Source organism: Proteus sp. G2675 (assembly GCF_963886535.1).
GTDB lineage: Bacteria > Pseudomonadota > Gammaproteobacteria > Enterobacterales > Enterobacteriaceae > Proteus > Proteus mirabilis.
In genome coordinates this window covers 1-15,250 of the sequence record NZ_CAWPCB010000004.1, presented here as the reverse complement: position 1 = coordinate 15,250, position 15,250 = coordinate 1, and the positions used below count along the sequence as shown (strand labels likewise).

Below are 15,250 nucleotides of genomic sequence, written 5' to 3'. Positions count from 1 at the left end.
GACTCCTATTAAAAATAACCCTGACGTTTTTTAAGTTCCATTGAAGCAGACTGATCACTGTCAATTAAACGCCCTTGTCGCTCGCTACTGGTGGAAATTAACATCTCTTCAATAATGGCGGGTAATGTGTCTGCTTGTGAAGGAATAGCGCCCGTTAATGGCCAGCAGCCTAATGTTCTAAAACGTACTTTTTGTTGTGTGATCACCTCTCCAGCTTTTAGGTCGATTCGATCATCGTCAACCATAATCAAGGTACCATCCCGCTCAATAACTGGACGGTGTTTAGCGAAATAGAGCGGCACAATATCGATGTTTTCTAAATAGATATATTGCCAAATATCTAGCTCCGTCCAATTTGATAATGGAAAAACGCGAATACTTTCCCCTTTATTAATTTGGCCGTTGTAGTTTTGCCATAATTCTGGACGTTGATTTTTCGGATCCCAACGATGAGATCTATCTCTAAATGAGTAAATACGCTCTTTAGCACGCGATTTTTCTTCATCACGACGCGCCCCACCAAATGCGGCATCAAAACCATATTTATCCAGAGCTTGCTTAAGACCTTCTGTTTTCATGATATCTGTATGCTTGGCGCTACCATGAATAAAGGGATTGATCCCCAATTGTGCCCCTTGGGGATTACGATAAACTTTGAGATCAAAACCATACTCTTTGGCCGTTTTATCGCGAAACTCATACATCTCACGAAATTTCCAACCCGTATCAACATGTAAAAGAGGAAAAGGTAATTTCGCCGGATAAAAAGCCTTACGTGCTAGATGCAACATCACCGAAGAATCTTTGCCTATTGAGTAAAGCATGACGGGATTTTCAAATTCAGCGACAACTTCACGCAGTATATAAATGCTTTCTGCTTCTAATTGCTGAAGATGAGTTAATTGTGTTTCATTCATAACAACCTCGTTTAGGCAAAATGAACCAAAGATGAGTGGATGGCAGAGGTATGTTGAGTTTGTCTATCACCAAACCACGCAAGTTGGTGATGTAATGCAGCAACTTCTCCAACGATTAATAATGCCGGGGTGGGAGCTTGCTTAGCTAATTGCGCTAATTGTGTTAAATTTCCCGTTAAGATCTGTTGATCATGGCGTGTACCGCAACTAATGACGGCAATAGGGGTGAGTGGTGAACGACCTTGCTCTATTAAACGCTGGCTAATAAGTTCTGCTTTCGTCGTTCCCATATAAATTGCTAACGTATGATTAGCTTGCGCTAAAGCTTGCCAATCTGGCTCTATCCCCCCTGATTGGCAATGCCCAGTCATAAAAGTGACACTTTGCGCATAGTTACGATGAGTTAATGGAATACCCGCATAAGCACTGGCCCCACTAGCTGCGGTAACACCGGGAACAACTTGAAAAGGAATGCCATGTTGTACCGCAATTTCAAGCTCTTCTCCTCCGCGTCCAAAAATAAAAGGATCGCCCCCTTTTAGTCTGACAACTCGTTTACCAAGCTGAGTATATTTCACGATCAATTGATTGATTTCTTCTTGCAACGTACTGTGTTGCCCCGCTCTTTTACCCACACAAATTCTATCAGCATCACGGCGTACCAGTTCTAAGATGTCTGCACTGACTAAACTGTCATAAAGTACCACCTCGGCCTGCTGGATAACTTGCAAACCTCGTAAGGTTAATAACCCGGCATCACCCGGCCCTGCCCCCACTAAAGCAAGCTCACCTTGTGGGCTATCTGGATGAGACAGTTGTTGTTCGAGCTGTGCTTGCGCTTGTATTAATTGACCACTTGCCACTAATGAGGCAAATTTGCCACTAAACGCTTGCTCCCAAAAGCGGCAACGTGCTTGAAAACCAGTCAGTTTTTGTTTCACTTTATTGCGCCATTTCCCCGCAATAGTCGCCATAGCCCCTAATGAGGTAGGCAATAATGCCTCTAGCTTTTCCCGTATCATACGAACTAAAACAGGGGCTTTGCCCGCTGATGAAATGGCAATTAATATCGGATTTCTATCGATAATGGCAGGAAAGATAAAAGAGCATTGGGGTTGAGAGTCGACGACATTGACAAAAATGTGGCGTGCTTGCGCATCTAGATACACTTGTTGATTTAATACCTTATCGTCTGTTGCCACGATCACCAGCATCATGCCAAGTAAATGCTCTGACTGATATTGCCCAGCAATCCACTCAATTTGATTTTGCTGATAAGCAAGATGCAATTCATCACATAACTGTGGCGCGATAACACGTAACCGAGCGCCCGCTTTTAATAACAGTACGGCTTTACGCGCAGCGACATGCCCACCGCCAACCAGTAATACTGGGCGCTGTTTTAATTCCACAAATAAGGGTAGGTAATCCATACGCGTATCTCACATTTTTATTGTTTACTTATATGAATAACGACTATAAAAGGTGCATTCGGGGTTATGAAATGACAAAAAGCTATGTGATGGAACAGAAAGGAATAAGCAAAAACATAATAATTTCAAATGGTTATTATTTTACTCACGACAAAGAGGGCAACAGATGACTCTATTGCCCACTCAAAATAAATAGCGATATTAATAATGAATAATAATATTATTCGTGTAATCCACACTCACGTTTTAAGCCAAAGAATCGCGTCTCTTCTTCACTCATTCCCTCTTGCCATTTGCGTGTCGTATGGGTATCCCCCACAGACAGATAACCTTGTTCCCATAATGGATGGTAAGGTAAATTATGCTGTTTAAGATATTGATAAATTTGTTTATTATCCCAATCGACTATCGGTAGTAACTTAAAAATACCTTTCGCTATGGATAAAACAGGTAAATGCTCTCGACTTTTTGATTGCTGGCGTCGTAGCCCTGCAAACCATGTCTTCGCCTGTAACTCCTTTAATGCCCTTTCCATTGGTGCAACTTTATTTATTTGGTTATAACGTTCGATACCTTCAATCCCTTGCAACCAAAGTTTGCCGTAGCGTGCTTCTTGCCAAGATGAAGATATTTCAGCGCGATATACTTTTAAATTAAGTTGTAGTGAAGAGGTTAATTCATCAATAAATTGATATGTTTCGGGAAAGAGATAACCTGTGTCTGTCAAAATTACAGGTATATCGGGGTATTGTCTGGTAAGCAAATGCAAACAAACTGCCGCTTGAATACCAAAACTTGAGCTTAAAACAAACTGGTTAGGAAGATGTTCTAAAGCCCAAATCACCCGCTCTATCGCCGTTTTTTGCTCTAATTGTTGGTTGATTTCATCAAGCGCCAGTCGCTGCTCTTCAATCGATAGCAACACCAACTGAGAAAGCGATAATCGACTCATATCACCTCCTGCACTTCATAAAAATCAATGGCTGAATTAACAACGGGTTTGATAACATCAGTGCGAATAAGAAAATCACCAAAACCTTCATTTAATTCACGTGAAATAGCCCACTGACCAATTAAAGTATCAAGAATTTCAATGATTTCTTGTGATGAAATATTTTCACGATACATTCTAGGAATGCGAGTCCCCATGCGGTTTCCTCCTAGATGTAAGTTATAGCGATCGGGGGCTTTACCCACCAGTCCGACTTCCGCCAACATCGCACGACCACAACCGTTAGGACACCCTGTTACACGTACAACAATATGCTCATCACTGACTCCGTATTTAGCCATGATATTATCAAGGGTATCGGTAAATGCGGGAAGGAAACGCTCCGCTTCTGCCATGGCTAATGGGCAGGTTGGAAATGAAACACACGCCATGGCATGTTTACGCAGCGGTGTAACCTCATCATTAATTAAACCATATTGACGCGCTATCGCCTCAATCTGCTCTTTCTGTGCCTCTGGTACACCAGCAACAATCAAATTTTGATTAGCTGTTAAACGAAAGTCACCAAGATGCACTTTGGCAATTTCAGCAACCCCCGTTTTTAACGGCGCATTAGGTTTATCGATTAATCGACCACTTTCAATAAATAAGGTTAGATACCATTTGTTATCAACCCCTTTTAACCAACCAATTTGATCACCACGGTGAGTAAATTGATACGGTCGGATCATATCAAACATAACGCCTGAGCGACGTTCAACTTCCTGTTTAAATGTTTCAATACCAACACGCTCTAAGGTGTATTTGGTTTTAGCATTTTTACGTTCAGTACGATTGCCCCAATCTCGTTGCGTCGTCACAATCGCTTCAGCGACTGCTAATGTTTTATCAATAGGAATATAACCAAATTCACTAGCTAAACGCGGAAAGGTTTTTTTATCACCATGGGTCATCGCAAGGCCGCCACCGACTAGCACATTAAAACCAACCAAATGCCCATTTTCTGCGATGGCAATAAAATTCATGTCATTGGCATGCAAGTCAACATCGTTATAAGGGGGGATCACCACCGATGTTTTAAATTTCCGAGGTAAATAGGTTTCACCTAAAATAGGCTCCTCATCCGTTGTCGCCACTTTCTCTTTATCTAACCAAATTTCTGCATAGGCATGGGTACGTGGCAATAAATGCTCGGATAGTTTTTTGGCCCATTCATAAGCTTCTTGATGCAATGAAGATTGTTCAGGGTTTGAGGTACATAGCACATTTCGATTAACATCATTGGCGGTTGCAAGAGCATCAAGTCCTGTTGACGCTAGCATTTGGTGAGCCGGTTTAACATGACCTTTTAAAATGCCATGAAATTGAAAAGTTTGACGATTAGTAATACGAATACTGCCATAGAGCGTATTTTCACTAGCAAACTTATCGATACTTAGCCACTGCTTTGGTGTGATGACACCGCCCGGTAAACGACAACGTAACATCATGGCATGACGAGGCTCTAGTAGCTGTTGGGCACGCTCGGCACGAATATCTCTATCATCTTGTTGGTACATACCGTGAAAACGAATTAATAAAAAATTATCGCCCTCAAAACCACCGGTTAGACCATTTTGTAGATCATCACTAATAGTGCCTCGTAAGAAATTACTCTCTTTTTTCATACGTTCACTATCAGATAGTTTTCCTTCAACCACTAAGGGCGCTTGAGTTTGTGATTTCATTTTAATAAACATCCCTCTGATAACGACGTGCTAAACGTAGCTCACTTAAATAATCATCTGCTTGCTCAATATTTTTATTGCCATGGGTCATTACTATTTCTAACAATGTTTGTTCAACATCTTTAGCCATTCTTGATGCATCACCACAAACGTAGAGATAAGCACCTTGCTGTAACCATTGCCAAATTTCCTGACCTTGTTCCCGTAATTTATCTTGCACATAAATTTTATCGGCTTGATCACGCGACCATGCTAAATCAATACGTGTTAACAACCCGCTTTTGACATAACGTTGCCATTCCACTTGATAAAGGAAATCTTCTACAAAGTGAGGATTGCCAAAAAAGAGCCAGTTTTTCCCCGTCGCACCTTCACTTTCACGTTGTTGCATAAACCCTCTAAAAGGCGCAATCCCCGTCCCCGGGCCAATCATAATCACAGGGACTTGATTATCTTCAGGTAAACGAAAATGATCATTACGTTCAATAAAAACGTTTACTGTATCGCCTTCTTGAAGTTGATCAGCTAAGAACCCTGAGGCACCTCCTGTATAAGCACGCTGATCGACGTTATAACGAACAACACCTAAGGTAAGATGAACTTCATCATCAACTTCTTGTTGTGATGAAGCGATGGAGTAAAGACGTGGAGTTAATGGGCGCAATATATCAATAAACTCTTGAGCATTAGGTTGCGCACTATATTGACGTACCATTTCATTAATTGGGTAGGTTTGCGCATATTGCTGAAGTTTGCTTTTATCAGCCACCAGCGATAATAACTCTTCGTGGCGGGATAATTGGGCATACGCTTTAATAATTGGTGCACTATTTTGAGTTAATTCAACATGATGCAATAATGCTTCTTTTAACGTTAATGTTTGTGATTTAACATTTACCTGCTCATCCCCCGTTAACCATAATAGGGTAATAAGCTCATCCACTTTTTCTTCCGAATTCTTAAACCATACTCCTAGTGCATCTCCGGGAAGATATTGCAATTCAGAGCCTGCTAGACTGATTTCAATATGACGGATATCTTTATCTGAATGTCGACCGGTGATCTTCTGATTAGTTAATAAAGTGGCACTAAAAGGTGCATCACGATGGTAGCGTGCGGTATCGACACTGTCGGTTGTTCCTGATTGTGTTTGTTGTAATACTTGAGTATTTTGCTCAGGTATACGTATTTTTAAAATATCAGTCAGCTGAGTTATCCATTTATCAGCGTCAGCTTGATAATCAACATCTGCATCTAATCTTTCTAATAGACTGGTCGCGCCAAGTTGCGCCAATTGATGATCAAAATCTTTACCTGCTTGGCAAAAATGTTCATAGCTACTATCGCCGAGACTCAGTACAGCATAAGCCGTTTGCTTCATTGGCGCGGCTTTTTTAGAGTGCAAATATTTATAAAATGTGATGGCTTCTTCAGGAGGTTCACCTTCCCCCTGTGTTGAGGTAATAATAATTAAGGTTGTCGTTTTGTGGATCTGCTTAAATTTATATTCACTCGCACTATAGAGCTCAACATTAAGTTGATTACCAACCAATTTATCGCGTAATTGTTCAGCTAAACGACGTGCATTGCCAGTTTGTGATGCTGATATCACGGTGATGGTTTCTTGTTGGGGAACCTGACTTTGTACACTTACCAGTTCATCTTTAGTGGATGAATGCTGATTGAATTGCCCCCAAAAATAGCCAGAAAGCCAAGCAAATTGGGCTGGAGTTAAGTCTTTCGTCACATCCTGTAATTTATTCAATTGCTCCTGTGTTAATGGAAGCATTGATAATAATGGGGGTTGATTGCTCATCGATCCTGCCTTAAAAAAACATTGCACTGCATCGGTGCTGTTATTGTGGTTGGACTTTTTTAATGTATATGAGGGTATCGCACGATCAGAGCACGACTTAAAGACTGGTTTGCTCTATCTAATAACCTTAAAGACTAAATTTATTTACCGATTTCCTTTATCGATATAATGAATAAACGAAAAAGAATATAATAAGTCGCTAAGGTTAAGCGATTAGGCGTAACACACTAAATCAGATACACTAAATAGACACCGTTTTATCTGTATTTTTTTACTATTTAAGTCAAGAGAGTTTTGATGATAACCACCATCTTTAAAGATTTTCAGTTTGAAGCTGCGCACCACTTACCCCATGTTCCCAAAGGCCATAAATGTGGACGTTTACATGGGCATTCATTTTTAGTGAGATTAGAAATCACTGGTGAAGTAGATGCGCAGTCAGGTTGGCTAATTGATTTTGCTGATGTGAAAGCCGCATTTAAACCGACTCTTGATAGGCTCGACCACTATTATCTTAATGACATTGAAGGTTTAGAAAATCCAACCAGCGAAGTACTGGCAAAATGGATTTGGCAACAAGTTAAACCATCACTCCCCCTGTTATCCGCCGTGATGGTTAAAGAGACATGTACCGCAGGATGTATTTATCGTGGTGAGTAATTTTCACCTTTTCACCTAAAAAAATCAGCCACTCATAGGCTGATTTTTTTTAACGATAAATGACACACTAGGCGATATTTAAATATTTATGTGTTTGCATTGAAAAACGCCAATTACGCTCAATACAGGTTTTAATACATAACGCTGTTGCACTCTCTTTACAACTGATTGGTTGTAAGGCAACGATCGCCATAGGTTGTTGAGTTCTTAATCGCAGTAAATCATCCAGTGCTTCGATATCTTTTTCACGAGCAACAGGGTGTTTAATTTCATTGGCACGATTAATCGCACTAGATAAAACATTCAATCCACCTCGCATACCGACTTTCGGCGAAAGTGTTACCCATGTTGCTTCACTACAGAGAATGTCATGCGTGCCACTGGTTTCTATTTGGCAATCAAAACCTGCTTTTTCTAAGCCTTCCGTCAAAGGCCGTAAGTCATAAAGGCAGGGTTCCCCTCCCGTTATCACCACATGCTTTGCGCTATAACGTTGTTGCCGGAAAAGTGATAAAATATCTTCGACAGTGGCTATACCCCAAGTATCACTTTCTTGTGTTTTAATGGGAATATCTCCAAGAGGGACTTTCTTGCTCTCTTCTTTTTCCCAGGTATGTTTGGTATCACACCAACTACATCCTACAGGGCATCCCTGTAATCGAACAAAAAGCGCAGGAACGCCAGTAAAAACACCTTCACCTTGCAAGGTTTGAAACACTTCATTAATGGGGTATTGCATAAGAAACTCTGATATCCAATGAATGCTGATGATTATTACAGATAACTGTCTCACCGTAAGAGGCTTTATGATAAGGTACATGCTTTGTTTTGGATAGCTAACGTGCGAAAAGACACTGAAAAAAAGAGAGCCGATTTTTCGGTTGGACAGAGATGGGAAACACTTTAGATGCAAAAAGAGAATAAACTTTCACGAGGACTATCAGGGCGGCATATTCGTTTCATGGCGCTAGGCTCTGCTATTGGGACAGGGCTTTTTTATGGTTCAGCCGCGGCGATTGAAAAAGCAGGCCCCGCTGTACTTCTTGCTTATCTTATTGGTGGTGCCGCAGTATTTATGGTTATGCGCGCATTAGGGGAAATGGCAGTCCATCATCCAGTGGCAGGTTCTTTTTCACAATATGCTAGCCATTATATGGGACCATTAGCCGGATTTTTAACTGGCTGGAACTACGTTTTTGAAATGCTTATCGTTTGTCTTGCAGACGTCACCGCATTTGGTTTTTATATGAAACTTTGGTTTCCCGATGTCGACCAATGGATATGGGTATTAGGCATAGTCTGTTTTATTGGTGCCTTAAATTTATGTCATGTGAAGATATTTGGTGAAATGGAATTTTGGCTCTCTATCGTTAAAGTGACTGCAATTATTGCCATGATTATCGGTGGTGTAGCCATAATGATCTACGGCTTTGGTCAGCAAACAGAACATCCCATTGGTATTTCTAACCTATGGGAGTTTGGTGGCTTTATGCCAAATGGTATAGAAGGCATTATTGCCTCACTCGCCATTGTGATGTTTGCATTTGGTGGTATTGAGGTTATTGGTATTACCGCCAGTGAAGCTAAAGATCCAGAAAAAACGATCCCTAAAGCTATCAATGCGGTGCCATTTCGTATCTTACTATTCTATGTACTGACCATTTTTATTTTAATGTGCATCTTCCCATGGCAACAAATTGGCCATAACGGTAGTCCATTTGTACAAATTTTTTCCAATCTGGGTATCAATTCAGCCGCTAACATTCTTAATCTTGTGGTGATCACCGCCGCTATCTCTGCGATAAACAGTGATATCTTCGGTGCTGGTCGCATGATGTACGGCATGGCACAAGAAGGACAAGCACCTAAATCCTTTATGAAACTGACGCGTAACGGTGTACCTTGGATGACCGTATTAGTGATGTCAGTGGTGCTATTATTAGGGGTTGTGCTTAACTATCTTATTCCAGAAAAAATCTTCGTACTTATTGCCTCTATCGCGACATTTGCCACTGTATGGGTCTGGTTGATGATCTTACTTTCTCAAGTGGCTATGCGTCGCCAAATGAGTGCTGAAGAGGCGAAAAAACTAAAATTCCCTGTACCATTTTGGCCAATAGCACCCGCCATTACCATTATTTTTATGGCATTTGTGATAGCAATTTTAGGCTACTTTGAATCAACCCGAATGGCATTAATCGTTGGGTTAGTATGGGTGGCTATTTTAACTGTTGGTTACTATATTGGTATCAAACCAAGAATAACGCAGAAATAATCTACTGTTATCAAGAAAAATAAAGGCTGTGAGTCATTCACAGCCTTTTCTTTATCCATTATCTGCGCTCAATACAATTAAGCGAGCGCTTGGGTTAAATCAGCAATTAAATCATCAACGTCTTCAAGACCGATTGATAAACGAATTAATCCATCACTAATACCATGGCGTTGACGCTCTTGTGCACTGTATGTCGCATGAGTCATAGTCGCAGGATGCTGAGCCAATGATTCACAATCACCTAAACTCACCGCTCGAGTAAAAAGCATTAAGCGATTAAGAAATTCTCTGCCAGCTTTTATTCCACCATTCAACTCCATACTTATCATGCCACCAGGTAACGCCATCTGCTTTTTGGCAAGTTCATATTGAGGAAAAGAATTTAATCCGGGATATGAAATCGTTGCCACCTTAGGATGATTTTCAAGAAATTGCGCAATACGCTGCGCATTCTGGCAAATTTTTTCCATTCTAATGCTAAGCGTTTTTATCCCTCTTAAGACGAGTGCTGCATCATGAGGTGATAAACAAGCCCCCGTCATATCTTTTAAGCCCTCAACGCGAATTTTATCTGCTAATTGATAATTAGTGATAATTGCGCCCGCCATCACATCACCATGACCTGATAAATATTTAGTCATAGAATGTACGACAATATCCGCGCCTAAGGTTAGTGGCTTTTGTAAATAAGGCGAACAGTAAGTACTATCAACCATGACTAAAACATCATGTTGGTGCGCAATATTAGCGATCTTTTCAATATCACTAACCCGCATATTAGGATTAGCCGGTGTTTCAAAGAAAATAAGCTTTGTTCTATCTGTAATTGCTTCGGCTAATTTTTCAGGATCGGTTAAATCAACATGTTTGATAGTGATACCAAATTTAGCCAGCCCATGATTAAAGAAAGTAAAAGTACAACCATAAACGGTCATATCAGCAATGAGTTCATCTCCTGGCTGCAATAATGACCAACATGTTGAAGTGATAGCTCCCATACCGGAAGAAAAAACAACAGAAGCGTCTCCTTGCTCTAACTGAGCTAATCGTTTTTCTAATAAATCCAATGTAGGGTTAGATATACGAGTATAAAAATGCCCTTTTTCTTTCCCAGCAAAACAATCAGCACCATATTGAGCCGTGGGAAATGCAAAAGTGGACGTTTGAAAAACAGGAGGCACCAATGCCCCCTGATAATCTAACGGAGAGTAGCCATAATGTATTGCTTGAGTATTAAAACACTTATTACTTTGCGTCATTATATCTCCTTGACATTAATTAAACTTCTATTTTCTGATTATTTTCCCCAATAATTTGTAATGTCCTTAATACAATAGTTAATCCTTTTAAGGTGTCAGGATTTTTTAATAATGAAAAAGTCGCACCTAAGGTATATTTTTTATCCTGATAAAGAGATTCTTTTTTAGCCATATTAAAGGCCGTAGTTAATTCCCAAACCGGAATTAATGTTTCTTCAAAAGCAACCGCCAATTTTTCTACCGTTGCGTTATCCATAATATCGACGGTATCTGAGGCTAAAGATAATAAATCAACAATATTATCTAGGCGCTTTAATGCTAATAAAGGCCTTATTTTTTCTAGTAAATGTTCTAAATGAATTTTATCTTCATTAGATAACAACGGTTTTTCATTTGGGCTTAAATTATTTTCACTCATTATTTTATTCCCCTACAATAATCCTCTGACCGTTGCCCAATATAAGCCCCGGTTATAACCGTTACGTAACATGCCACCGAGTTTTGTTGGAGGTGTTGGAATAACATCATGTTTATAGTCATACTGTAATGGCATACCCGCTGATAATCCCATTTGGGCAACAGCTTGTACTCGACCATCATAAATTGCAGCCGGATAACCATAACGCAGTTCACCACAAATATTATTAGCTATAACACCCGCTTGGTTATGACAGCTACCACCGGCCTTACTAATAGGCAAATCAACCGTATCACCTAACACATAAACTTGATTTAACCCATATACCTGTAATGTTTCAGGGTCGGTCGGTAGCCAGCCTTCACCATTGTTATATTCACTTAATCCTGTATTACGAATGGCTTCTACCGCTGTTATAGGAGGTGTGCTCATTAAGATATCAAAAGGCTCTGCTTCTCCTTCTTTCGAATAGGCGATTTTCTTATCAGGATCAACATGACTTAATGTAAAACCACGCTTTGCTTTGATATCTCGTTCAGAAAAGACCGCAGGAAGTACTTCACAAACTTCTTGCTGCATAAAAAGACAATTTCTTAATAGTTGAGCTACGGTAGGATAGGTATAAACAATTTCTATATTACTTCTTACCCGTCGCTGACGTAAAAATTCATCCAGCATCAAGGTTGTTTCCATTGGTGCAATACCACATTGGTGAGGTACATTTGGCGTTTCAGGGAAAGTTACCGTGATAAATACACGCCCTTTTTCAATGGTAGCAATTTTATCTGCTAATTTTCGTGCAGCTTCATATTGATAAAAATGATTTCCAGCTTCAGCTAAACCTTCAATTCTATCAAGACGAGGAACACATCCTGTGGCTAATACGAGAAAATCATAGTGATATTTTTTCTTAGAACAACAATAAACTGTTTTATTATTAAAATCGAAACTTTCAGCTTTATCTATAACAAATTCAATTTCTGGTCTTAATAAACTTCTTTGTGATCGCATTAACTCTTCTTTTAAGAAAAGGTTAAATGCAATATACATAAATGCAGGTTTGTAATAATGGTATGGATTATCTGAAATAAGCGTAATTTTTATTTTTTTTGAAAATATTTCATCATTTAATTTTTTAGCTAAGATATTAGCGAGAATAGTACCCCCCGTACCACCGCCAATAATAACTATATTTTTTGTTGCCATATTATTTCCTATATTTGTAGGGAATTAGATAGACAAAAAAAGTATAGTAAAGCGCGTTAATATAACAAATAGATTAAATAGATAGATAAATTAAATATAGAGTAATAATACTAATCAATAATAAATACAATCATATTATATTAAAATATTTATATTTTAATATTAACGAATGTTATTATCACGAGTTAAGAAAATGTTGCCACCAAAGGATTATGATCAGATGCATCTGTGATTAAGATTTCCGCTTTATTTAGTGATAATCCACGATAAAATATATAATCAAGTGGCTTACCAAAAGCGCGAGTGCGTAAATCCTTTTCAAAGATCACTTCTTTAAGTTTTAATCTTCTAGCAAAACGCTTTAACACATTAACTCTTGGACGACTCCAAGCGTTAAAATCCCCCGCCAAAATAACAGGCCCTTTATGATCGATGATATGAGTCGATAAGCTGTTTAATTGTCTTTGATAAACATCAACACCGAAACTAAAATTGATCGCGTGTACATTTATCACCATTAAATGCTCACCAGTAATAAGTGGATAAACCGTAATTAATGCAGATTTAGCAAGCCTTAAAAAAGGCTCTTTTTCTCTTAATGGGCAACAATAGATAGGATGAGAACTTGATAAGGTCATAACACCCGCAGGGTGCTGTTGAAAGGCTAAAGCAGGAACTTGATCAGCAATTAAATGGTTTTTACCCGCAAAACGAACTAATTCAGGTGTTGTTTGCGCTTCTTGTAAAAGTAATAGTTGAGTATCGGTGGCAAGCGTTTCCAGCATACTACGCCAATTGACCCGTTGCTGTTTGTAAATATTCCAAACAGCAATTTTTAAAGTGCCTTCTGTATATAGTGGCATCCCAATCGGTAGCATCTCTTCTATTTGGCCTAAAGGTAGACTAGGTTCAATCCTTTCTACAGGTTGACCTGCTACAAAACGTACTGAATAAGTCGGTTTTTTCGCCATTAAGCAACCTCAGATAACCAATAGGATCTCTTGCTACCTATCTAGTATACCAAAGCTGGGATCTCCCCTCACCCTTTTAAAGAATATAATGATAAATAAGTGTAACTATTTTTGTAAAAAATAGCTTTAATGGCGAATTATTATGAAATAAGCACAGGTAATGTAGGCAACTTTAAATTTTAAACAAAAAAAAACCTAAGTCATTAGACTTAGGTTTTCTTATGTGTTGGCGGAACGGACGGGACTCGAACCCGCGACCCCCTGCGTGACAGGCAGGTATTCTAACCAACTGAACTACCGCTCCGCTTATTCTTTACGCACTTAATGTCTTTTTACATTAAGGCTTTAATTTAATGCTTGGCAGTTCCCTACTCTCACATGGGGAGACCCCACACTACCATCGGCGCTACGGCGTTTCACTTCTGAGTTCGGCATGGGATCAGGTGGGACCACCGCGCTATGGCCGCCAAGCAAATTCGGTTTTAATCACTCGCTTCCTTCCTTTCGGTAAGTCGCCAGTAATTTAATCTTGAACAAGCTGACTTCATCGTTTCGTCTCTCTGACAAAACACTTTCGGTGTTGTCAGGTTAAGCCTCACGGTTCATTAGTACTGGTTAGCTCAACGTATCGCTACGCTTACACACCCAGCCTATCAACGTCTTAGTCTTAAACGTTCCTTTAGGTCGCTTAAAGCGACAGGGAAGACTCATCTCGAGGCAAGTTTCCCGCTTAGATGCTTTCAGCGGTTATCTCTTCCGCACTTAGCTACCGGGCAATGCCATTGGCATGACAACCCGAACACCAGTGGTGCGTTCACTCCGGTCCTCTCGTACTAGGAGCAACCCCTCTCAATCTTCCAACGCCCACGGCAGATAGGGACCGAACTGTCTCACGACGTTCTAAACCCAGCTCGCGTACCACTTTAAATGGCGAACAGCCATACCCTTGGGACCTACTTCAGCCCCAGGATGTGATGAGCCGACATCGAGGTGCCAAACACCGCCGTCGATATGAACTCTTGGGCGGTATCAGCCTGTTATCCCCGGAGTACCTTTTATCCGTTGAGCGATGGCCCTTCCATTCAGAACCACCGGATCACTAAGACCTACTTTCGTACCTGCTCGAGCCGTCACTCTCGCAGTCAAGCTGGCTTATGCCTTTGCACTAACCGCATGATGTCCGACCATGCTTAGCCAACCTTCGTGCTCCTCCGTTACTCTTTAGGAGGAGACCGCCCCAGTCAAACTACCCACCAGACACGGTCCCCGACCCAGTTTATGGGCCTAGGTTAGAACATCAAACGTTAAAGGGTGGTATTTCAAGGTTGGCTCCATGCAGACTGGCGTCCACACTTCAAAGCCTCCCACCTATCCTACACATCAAGGCTCAATGTTCAGTGTCAAGCTATAGTAAAGGTTCACGGGGTCTTTCCGTCTTGCCGCGGGTACACTGCATCTTCACAGCGAGTTCAATTTCACTGAGTCTCGGGTGGAGACAGCCTGGCCATCATTACGCCATTCGTGCAGGTCGGAACTTACCCGACAAGGAATTTCGCTACCTTAGGACCGTTATAGTTACGGCCGCCGTTTACTGGGGCTTCGATCAGGAGCTTCGC

General features: G+C 40.5%; 12 protein-coding genes, 1 tRNA gene and 2 rRNA genes. 2 read left to right on the top strand and 13 right to left on the bottom strand.

Annotation, left to right across the window (positions count from 1 at the left end; translation table 11 throughout):
* Nucleotides 1-8: 8 nt before the first annotated feature.
* From cysD to cysJ, 5 genes are all read right to left on the bottom strand, one after another.
* Nucleotides 9-917: a sulfate adenylyltransferase subunit CysD gene (cysD, locus tag AACQ49_RS00430; RefSeq protein ID WP_004244356.1), complete on the bottom strand. Its 909-nt coding sequence runs from the start codon at nt 915-917 to the stop codon at nt 9-11.
* Nucleotides 918-928: 11 nt separating this feature from the next.
* The gene (gene cysG, locus AACQ49_RS00425) at nt 929-2,350 is read right to left on the bottom strand and encodes a siroheme synthase CysG (RefSeq protein WP_004244357.1); all 1,422 of its coding nucleotides are present in this window, start codon (nt 2,348-2,350) and stop codon (nt 929-931) included.
* 220 nt (nt 2,351-2,570) lie between these two features.
* Nucleotides 2,571-3,302: a phosphoadenylyl-sulfate reductase gene (locus AACQ49_RS00420; RefSeq protein WP_004244358.1), complete on the bottom strand. Its 732-nt coding sequence runs from the start codon at nt 3,300-3,302 to the stop codon at nt 2,571-2,573.
* Entirely contained in the window at nt 3,299-5,029 is a 1,731-nt protein-coding gene (cysI, locus tag AACQ49_RS00415; protein WP_004248698.1) for an assimilatory sulfite reductase (NADPH) hemoprotein subunit, read from the bottom strand. The genes AACQ49_RS00420 and cysI overlap by 4 nt, the downstream gene beginning before the upstream one ends.
* 1 nt (nt 5,030) lies before the next feature.
* Nucleotides 5,031-6,845: an NADPH-dependent assimilatory sulfite reductase flavoprotein subunit gene (gene cysJ, locus AACQ49_RS00410; protein WP_004244361.1), complete on the bottom strand. Its 1,815-nt coding sequence runs from the start codon at nt 6,843-6,845 to the stop codon at nt 5,031-5,033.
* Nucleotides 6,846-7,139: 294 nt separating this feature from the next.
* On the opposite strand from cysJ, the gene queD reads away from it, so the two are divergent.
* A complete protein-coding gene (queD, locus tag AACQ49_RS00405) occupies nt 7,140-7,505 on the top strand; it encodes a 6-carboxytetrahydropterin synthase QueD (protein WP_168713146.1) in 366 nt (121 codons plus the stop codon).
* 67 nt (nt 7,506-7,572) lie between these two features.
* On the opposite strand, the gene queE is transcribed toward queD, so the two are convergent.
* Nucleotides 7,573-8,244: a 7-carboxy-7-deazaguanine synthase QueE gene (gene queE, locus AACQ49_RS00400; RefSeq protein WP_004250261.1), complete on the bottom strand. Its 672-nt coding sequence runs from the start codon at nt 8,242-8,244 to the stop codon at nt 7,573-7,575.
* Between the two features lie 168 nt (nt 8,245-8,412).
* Here queE and AACQ49_RS00395 point away from each other — a divergent pair, with 168 nt between their 5' ends.
* Nucleotides 8,413-9,780 carry an amino acid permease gene (locus AACQ49_RS00395; RefSeq protein ID WP_004248701.1) on the top strand — a complete coding sequence of 456 codons (1,368 nt, stop codon included), beginning with the start codon at nt 8,413-8,415 and terminating at the stop codon, nt 9,778-9,780.
* A gap of 77 nt (nt 9,781-9,857) precedes the next feature.
* On the opposite strand, the gene AACQ49_RS00390 is transcribed toward AACQ49_RS00395, so the two are convergent.
* The 7 genes from AACQ49_RS00390 to AACQ49_RS00360 all read right to left on the bottom strand — a co-directional run.
* Nucleotides 9,858-11,039 carry a methionine gamma-lyase gene (locus AACQ49_RS00390; RefSeq protein WP_004244365.1) on the bottom strand — a complete coding sequence of 394 codons (1,182 nt, stop codon included), beginning with the start codon at nt 11,037-11,039 and terminating at the stop codon, nt 9,858-9,860.
* 19 nt (nt 11,040-11,058) lie between these two features.
* Nucleotides 11,059-11,457, bottom strand: a complete 399-nt coding sequence (locus AACQ49_RS00385) for a hypothetical protein (RefSeq protein WP_004248702.1) — start codon at nt 11,455-11,457, stop codon at nt 11,059-11,061.
* A 12-nt stretch (nt 11,458-11,469) separates the two neighbouring features.
* Nucleotides 11,470-12,663, bottom strand: a complete 1,194-nt coding sequence (locus AACQ49_RS00380; protein WP_004250259.1) for an NAD(P)/FAD-dependent oxidoreductase — start codon at nt 12,661-12,663, stop codon at nt 11,470-11,472.
* 185 nt (nt 12,664-12,848) lie between these two features.
* Nucleotides 12,849-13,634: an endonuclease/exonuclease/phosphatase family protein gene (locus AACQ49_RS00375; RefSeq protein WP_004244368.1), complete on the bottom strand. Its 786-nt coding sequence runs from the start codon at nt 13,632-13,634 to the stop codon at nt 12,849-12,851.
* 227 nt (nt 13,635-13,861) lie between these two features.
* A tRNA-Asp gene (locus AACQ49_RS00370) sits at nt 13,862-13,938 on the bottom strand.
* A 51-nt stretch (nt 13,939-13,989) separates the two neighbouring features.
* A 5S ribosomal RNA gene (rrf, locus tag AACQ49_RS00365) occupies nt 13,990-14,105 on the bottom strand.
* A gap of 113 nt (nt 14,106-14,218) precedes the next feature.
* Nucleotides 14,219-15,250: ribosomal RNA gene (locus tag AACQ49_RS00360) — 23S ribosomal RNA — on the bottom strand; the annotation flags it as partial.

What these genes read in the sequence shown, in the direction of transcription:
- cysJ (WP_004244361.1), bottom strand. Translation starts at nt 6,845, where the DNA reads ATGAGCAATCAACCCCCATTATTATCAATGCTTCCATTAACACAGGAG.
- AACQ49_RS00395 (WP_004248701.1), top strand. Translation starts at nt 8,413, where the DNA reads ATGCAAAAAGAGAATAAACTTTCACGAGGACTATCAGGGCGGCATATT.
- cysD (WP_004244356.1), bottom strand. Translation starts at nt 917, where the DNA reads ATGAATGAAACACAATTAACTCATCTTCAGCAATTAGAAGCAGAAAGC.
- queE (WP_004250261.1), bottom strand. Translation starts at nt 8,244, where the DNA reads ATGCAATACCCCATTAATGAAGTGTTTCAAACCTTGCAAGGTGAAGGT.
- cysI (WP_004248698.1), bottom strand. Translation starts at nt 5,029, where the DNA reads ATGAAATCACAAACTCAAGCGCCCTTAGTGGTTGAAGGAAAACTATCT.
- AACQ49_RS00380 (WP_004250259.1), bottom strand. Translation starts at nt 12,663, where the DNA reads ATGGCAACAAAAAATATAGTTATTATTGGCGGTGGTACGGGGGGTACT.
- AACQ49_RS00385 (WP_004248702.1), bottom strand. Translation starts at nt 11,457, where the DNA reads ATGAGTGAAAATAATTTAAGCCCAAATGAAAAACCGTTGTTATCTAAT.
- AACQ49_RS00420 (WP_004244358.1), bottom strand. Translation starts at nt 3,302, where the DNA reads ATGAGTCGATTATCGCTTTCTCAGTTGGTGTTGCTATCGATTGAAGAG.
- cysG (WP_004244357.1), bottom strand. Translation starts at nt 2,350, where the DNA reads ATGGATTACCTACCCTTATTTGTGGAATTAAAACAGCGCCCAGTATTA.
- AACQ49_RS00375 (WP_004244368.1), bottom strand. Translation starts at nt 13,634, where the DNA reads ATGGCGAAAAAACCGACTTATTCAGTACGTTTTGTAGCAGGTCAACCT.
- AACQ49_RS00390 (WP_004244365.1), bottom strand. Translation starts at nt 11,039, where the DNA reads ATGACGCAAAGTAATAAGTGTTTTAATACTCAAGCAATACATTATGGC.